Annotated in this window: 4 protein-coding genes; all 4 read right to left on the bottom strand. The window is 24.8% G+C overall.

Annotated features, from left to right (window positions below; all coding sequences use genetic code 11):
• Window positions 1-62 precede the first annotated feature (62 nt).
• The 4 genes from glyS to dnaT all read right to left on the bottom strand — a co-directional run bounded on the left by glyS (window position 63) and on the right by dnaT (window position 4,873).
• On the bottom strand, window positions 63-2,141 hold the full coding sequence (gene glyS / locus FD727_RS03490) for a glycine--tRNA ligase subunit beta (protein WP_159938773.1): 2,079 nt from the start codon (window positions 2,139-2,141) through the stop codon (window positions 63-65).
• On the bottom strand, window positions 2,141-3,061 hold the full coding sequence (gene glyQ, locus FD727_RS03495) for a glycine--tRNA ligase subunit alpha (protein WP_159938774.1): 921 nt from the start codon (window positions 3,059-3,061) through the stop codon (window positions 2,141-2,143). Before glyQ ends, glyS begins: the two co-directional genes overlap by 1 nt.
• Window positions 3,062-3,596: 535 nt before the next feature.
• Entirely contained in the window at window positions 3,597-4,337 is a 741-nt protein-coding gene (gene dnaC, locus FD727_RS03500; RefSeq protein WP_159938775.1) for a DNA replication protein DnaC, read from the bottom strand.
• Window positions 4,337-4,873, bottom strand: a complete 537-nt coding sequence (gene dnaT / locus FD727_RS03505; protein WP_159938776.1) for a primosomal protein DnaT — start codon at window positions 4,871-4,873, stop codon at window positions 4,337-4,339. The genes dnaC and dnaT overlap by 1 nt, the downstream gene beginning before the upstream one ends.
• Window positions 4,874-6,405: the final 1,532 nt, after the last annotated feature.

Raw genomic sequence — 6,405 nt, forward strand, 5'->3', positions numbered from 1 at the left:
TTTTAAGTTGACAATCAAGATATAAATCATTTAAATAAAATTTAATATTTGACTTTTAATTATTAAAATAATAAGCATGAAAAATCTGCTATTTGCAAAAATAATGCTTGAATTTTTTTTAATAAATTAAGACGATTAATACGTAATTTAGAATCATTTGTATTGATTATGACTTTATCAAAAAAATTATTTATAGGTTCATTCAGGTGTGTTAATTCAATTAATGCATCCTGATAACGATGGTTAAGAAAATATAATTCTAATCTAGTATTTATTTTTGTAATTAAATCTATTAACAGTATCTCTGTATTTTCTTTTAATAATGAAATTTGTACATTCTTATTTAATTCTTCTGTACTTTTTAATAAAATATTAGAAATTCTTTTACTAACTATAATTAAACCTTTTAATCTTTCGACTTTAAATATACGTAAATGAGTAATAGCTTTAATACGTGCATCAACATGTAATGGATGCATAAAACGACATGATATAACTGCCTTGATAATATCAATACTATATCCTTTCAGTTCATACCAAGAATAATAACGATTAAATATAAAATTAATTACATCATCTATAGTTTTATGATTGGTTAACTTATCTTTATATAGACATATTGTTTTCTTAGCTAGACTTTGTAAGTCAAGTGGTAATTTTTTTTCAATAATAATACGCAATATACCTAATGCAGCACGTCGTAAGGCAAAAGGATCTTTATCACCTTTAGGATGCTCATTTACACCTAAAATACCTACTATGGTGTCTATTTTATCAGCAATTGCTATTGTGCAAGATAACGAATTAGATGGTAAAATATCACCAGAAAAACGTGGTAGATATTGTTCATAAATAGCTATAGCCACATCATCATGCTCGCCATCATAACGTGCATAGTGCATGCCCATAATTCCTTGAGTTTCAGGAAATTCATATACCATTTTGCTCACTAAATCACACTTAGAAAGCATAGCTACACGAATCGCATTATTAATATCTGCACCAATCTTTTCAGCAATCCACGCTACTAATAATTGAATACGATTAATTCTATCATGTAATGTACCTAATTGTTTATGAAATAATATAAATTTAAGACGTGATAAGTTATCTTCTAAAGGATGTTTACAGTCTATTTTAAAGAAAAAATCTGCATCAGATAAACGTGCATGTAATACTGTTTCATTACCAATAATAATCTGTTGAGGATTATCTACTTCAATATTACTTACAAAAATAAAATTAGGTAGTAATTCTCCATTTGAATCATATACAGGAAAATATTTTTGACTAATTGTCATTACATGAATTAATACTTCTTTTGGTATACAAAGAAATTTTTTTTCAAATTTACCTGTTAATATTACTGGCCATTCAACTAAAGAAGTAACCTCTTCTAATAAATAATTATTAAAATTAACGTTACCACCTAATTGATGAGCTGCTCTTTCAATCTCAAATTTAATTTTATTTTTACGTAATTCGTAATGCGCTATTACTTTTCCCGTATCTCTTAATAATTGCGAATATTGATCTGCATTATTTAAGATAAGTTCTTGTTGGCCCATAAAGCGATGACCACGAATTAAACGATTAGACTGAATACCTAAGATATTAGCTGTAATTAATTCATTAGCTAATAGTAAAGTTATGGTATGTACAGGACGAACGAATTGTACGTTACTATCCCCCCATCTCATCGTTTGTTTGATTGATAATTTTTTTAATGCATTATTAACCATACTTGGTAACATTATTTTAAGATTTTCTTTCTTTATTAATGTACGATAGATTAACCATGATCCTCTTTTGGTAATTAGATGTTCAGTTTGATCAATTCTAATACCATTATTATGTGCCCAACTAGTTGCTGCTTTTGTGGCATTACCTTTAGCATCAAATGCTATAGAAAGAGAAGGACCACGTTTTATAATTTCTTCATTAACTTCAACATCAACAAGTTGTTCAACTTTTATTGCTAATCGACGAGGCGTCGCATACCATTGTATTTTTTTATACATTAGAGCTGAATTTTTTAATTCGATAGAAAAATGATTAACAAAAGATTCCGCAAGTTCACGTAATAATCTTGGAGGTAATTCTTCAGTACCAATTTCTACTAAAAAACTTTTTTCGATCATCAATACATCTCACTTATTTTATTACACATAGGAAATCCTAATTTTTTACGATAAGCATAATAAGCTTCAGCAATTCCTTTAATTAAGCTACGAATACGAAAAATATATCTTTTTCGTTCAGTGACTGAAATAGCTTGTCTTGCATCTAATAGGTTGAAAGTATGTATCGCTTTTAAAATACGTTCATAAGCTGGTAATGGTAAAGGGGGCGATATGGATAATTGCTGTTCTATTTCTTTTGCATATTGCTCAAAACAATAAAAAAGAAATTCTACATCTGCTAATTTAAAATTGTAAAATGATTGTTGTATTTCATTTTGGTAGAAAATATCACCATAAGTGATTTTATCTACTGAGTTCACATCCCATATCAAATCGTAAACATTATTTATATTCTGAATATACATTGCTAGACGTTCTAAACCATAAGTAATCTCACCTGTTATTGGTTTACATTCAAAAGTGCCCATTTGTTGAAAATAAGTAAATTGGGTTATTTCCATACCGTTTAGCCAAACTTCCCAACCAAGACCCCAAGCTCCTAAGGTTGGATTTTCCCAATTATCTTCTACAAATCTAATATCATTAAGCTTTAAATCTATTCCTAAAGCTTTTAATGAATCTAAATACATTTCTTGTATATTATTTGGTGATGGTTTAATAACAACTTGCAATTGATAGTAATGTTGTAAACGATTTGGATTTTTACCATAACGTCCATCAGTAGGTCGTCGTGATGGTTGAACATAAACTGAAGCAATTGGTTCTGGACCTAATGCACCCATAAAGGTTATTGGATGACAAGTACCAGCACCTACTTCCATATCTAAAGGTTGTATGATAGAACAACCTTTAGATTTCCAATAATTTAATATTATTAAAATTATATCTTGAAATGTTTTGATATTAAATTTTTGCATATTCAATGTTTACATATAAAGAAAAATATTATTTGAATTGATATTCAATTCTTTGCAATACATATTGCATGTTTACTAATTTAAAATATAAATTTATTATGAATAAAGATATAGTATTAAATAATTTAAAAAAACAATGATTTTTTTAAAAATATGTTAAATATTTTGTATACAAATACATTTAGTAAATGAAACACAAATTAATTACTGAGCTTAATATTGTAATAAAATTATTTTAGATACAATAAATTTGCTTAAATAAACAATAATATTGTTAGATTATAATAGTAATCATAGTTCATAAAATTTAATAAATTATTGAAATTTAAATTCTATGGTGTAATTCTGTATAAGAGGATACTAAGTTTTTATAACTTAAATTTAAAAACTACAAACATTATTAATAATAATTCTTATATTTAATCTGTTTATGAAAAATTTATATTATTAAATATTAATTACTATTAATTATACATGTAATAATACTTATATTTTAAATGCATAAATCAAGTTGTATATGCTAAATTCAAATAAATCAATATTCATCGCCACGTATACGACGCCGATAACTTTCCCAATCAAAACGTACCCATAGACTATTTCCAATTTGCATACGGTCCATGACCCTTTCACCAAGTAATCCATTCATCCCTGTTGAATCGAGATTAGATAGCATACCAGTAGGTCGTTTTGAAGAAGATCTACGATCAACTATTTGATTTATAATTACTTTCTCATAACGTGATTCTCTTTGTATGCCTATTTCATCTATTACTAATAAATCCACATAGCTCATATCATGTATTAAATGCTCTTCTGTAATATTACTTTCACAATTAAAAGTACCTTTCATACTAGACATTAAATCAGCAACTGTGACTATCAATATACTTTTACCGCGTAAAATTAATTCATTACCTATCGCAGCTGCTAGATGATTTTTACCTGTACCTGGACGTCCAGAAAAAACAAAGCTTGCTATACTTTTTTCAAAGCTAGCTGAATATTCTCTTGCTAAGCATAATGCTTTATATTGTCCATCGTTTTCTACTCGGTAATTATCAAAAGAACAATTAATATGTAATTCACGGATACCGGAACGACCCATAATACGTTGCATTTTCATAGCACGATTTTCACGTATAATGGCTTCTGATCGCAATCGTCCTTGCTCCTGATTCCAAGCTAACAGCTCTTGTCCATTTTTAAATTTTGGCTCTATATTAGGTGGCATAAGTTTTTTTAGTCTATTAAAAAGTTGGTTTGGAGTTTTCATTATTCACCTCTAAAACCATCAGGAATATCGTAATTAAAATGATTTATTTGAGTAATATTTCTTTTTATTTGTGCATTATTGGCGATACGATACATTTGTACACTACGTGCTAATTTTTGCTGCCATTGTACATGATGAAAAAGACAGCCTTCTGCTTGCCAGTAAGTAATAAAAGTTGCAAGTTCAGTAGGAGTGACAGGATCATGTAATACTATTCCCCAAATTGCTGCTTGACGTTGAAAATCTTTATCTGGTTTCCAACCCTGATACATAGTAAATTTACCTAATGGAGTGAAAATTGATTTATTATCGCTATTTAATTTATTCTTATATGTAGAAATATTATTCGTAGTTTGCATGGATGTTTCTAATGCTATTATTCGTGATAGACGCTCAGGTGTTAAAGCATAAAAGATAGGTATATTATGATGTAATACTGCCAACATACCGTTATCAGTGTGTAGCATCGCAGAAAATGGATCTTGACAAAAAACATCCATACCTACGAGTGTTGAAGTTAATAATTTGGTTGGCATGAAAAATCCGATATTGATGAATATAACAACGAACCGGACGAAAATTACGCCAGTATCCCATTTTAAATGCTTAATAAATTCGATTTTAATACGTAAGATTATAAAAAATTGGTCAAGAGATTATGACTAGTATAATAAATATATAATTCTCATGAGAATTAAAATTCTGTCATTCATAATAATTTCTTATTATTTAGTACTGAGTTCGTACTTATATAAAATATTTTATTTTATATAAATAAAAATATAGTTATTAATAATAAATATCTACTTATAAATGTATATTAATATATAAAAATTTTTTCATAATCTTATAAAGATGCTTATATTTTATGTGAGATAAATTATATAATTTAAATTATATTAAATTATATAATTTATGTTGAATATAAATTATATCATAAAAAATAAAAGCATTTAAAATACATAAAGTATACTTAGTTTCATTAAACTGATTTGCAATAGATATGATGTTTTATAAAAAAACTGTATTTTTACATATATAAATATTTATGTAATAAATAAAGTATATAACTTTATATAATCAACTATGTATGTAAGTTACAATATACATTAATATTAAACAATATCGTATATCTAATTTATATTATATATATTTACGTTCTAATATAACATAGAAATCTTTTCTATGTTATAAGATGCTAGTTTATATCAATAAAAGTTAAGACATATCATTGACTATAGATAATATATATCAAAGATATAAAATCTAACATTTTAAAATGCTTATTGTTTATACATACATATATATAATTATACTACTTTTTTATTGTTAGCAAATCACAATTATATATTTAAATATATAGTATCATAGATTATATACTTTTCTATTTGTACTATCAATACTAAGATCAGAGTTTGTATGATTGTCTATATGAAATATATAAACAAAATTTTAAAATTCTATTTAAATCAATAATGGAATGCATTAGAAAATATAATTAATATATTAATTATATACAATATTTTATAAAAGTTAATAACTTTTTTCAAAATTAAGAGATTTTATGAATGTATATAATTTCACATAAAATATTAATATAAGAAAATTAATATGATTTAATCAGATCTTATCTACTACTTAAGTAATAGTATGTTTAATAAATAAATTATTTAGTAAATAAAATTTATAAAGTTAATATTCCATTTAAATTAATAATTTATACATATAAATTATTAATTTAAATGGAATATTCCTCTAACTATAAACATAGTTTTATTATATTAAATAATAATTTAATTATTAAGAATAGATATTAGATAATATGAATAAATTTATCTATAATATATTTTATATAACTGTATATTTCTACATATTAATAATTAATTGTTAAATATTTACTTTTAATATAATCTCTTTAAAATTAATGTATTACTAAAATAGTAAAAAACTCTAAATCTAAAATTTAATATAAATATTTTATAATATAAATTATTTTTAATCATTATGTTCTTTTTTTAATAAAAGCTATTATTGAAATAATGTTAAATATTTAATTAAATATAAAATA

This window comes from Pantoea sp. Mhis (genome assembly GCF_009830015.1).